This window comes from Xenorhabdus griffiniae (assembly GCF_001028135.1).
GTDB classification, from domain to species: Bacteria; Pseudomonadota; Gammaproteobacteria; order Enterobacterales; family Enterobacteriaceae; genus Xenorhabdus; species Xenorhabdus bakwenae.
Map to the genome: position 1 here is coordinate 1 of NZ_LDNM01000215.1, position 647 is coordinate 647.

General features: G+C 47.1%; 2 protein-coding genes. Both read right to left on the minus strand.

The features are described from left to right. Positions 1-350 (minus strand): hypothetical protein (locus AAY47_RS19750; RefSeq protein WP_047772095.1); only part of this gene is annotated, 350 nt, incomplete at its 3' end. A 55-nt stretch (positions 351-405) separates the two neighbouring features. After that, positions 406-647, minus strand: a 242-nt coding sequence (locus AAY47_RS19755; protein WP_047772094.1) for a lysis system i-spanin subunit Rz, incomplete at its 5' end; no start/stop codon positions are given.

Below are 647 nucleotides of genomic sequence, written 5' to 3' on the forward strand. Positions count from 1 at the left end.
ATATAAAGCTGATCCCCTTTGTAGAGAAACTGATACCCACCTCCACCCAGCTCTGGAATCTCCGGGAATGTCGGGCTGGGAATATTCGAGCAGACCATGGCGATACAATCATTAGTGCTCACACCTTCACGGGTTCCACTGAGTGAATGTTCTTCTTCACTAACCTGTGTAATGTCTTCATATGAATAGGACGGTGGAATAAATTCAATGACATCTGGGGTTTCAATACCCAACTCGTTAGACAAATCAAATGCATGTGTCCATTGAGGTGAACCAATACGAGCAATGGTGAACTCTTTGGTTTCATACGAGGATGTGGAGTTCGCGATAATCGGATTAATGGTAAACATGGTTTCTTTTCCGGTTTTTGATAATAAAAAGCCCCTGATTATTCAGAGGCTACTGTCATTCACTCTTAGCCCAATCCCTCAGTCCGAGGAACTGGGCTTCGAGGGTTTCCAGTTCTCCGAGGAGACGTACATAATCCTGTTCAGCGTCTTTCGCCAGTCTGGCGGGTCTTGAACCATCCACGCCGGTGGGGGCAGCGGTTTCAGACACGGGGCACTCGGCTTTGATGTACACGCGCTTAACGTTAGTGCGGAGAGTATCGCTAAGCTCATCAAGTTTAGATTTGGCATTGGCGAGTT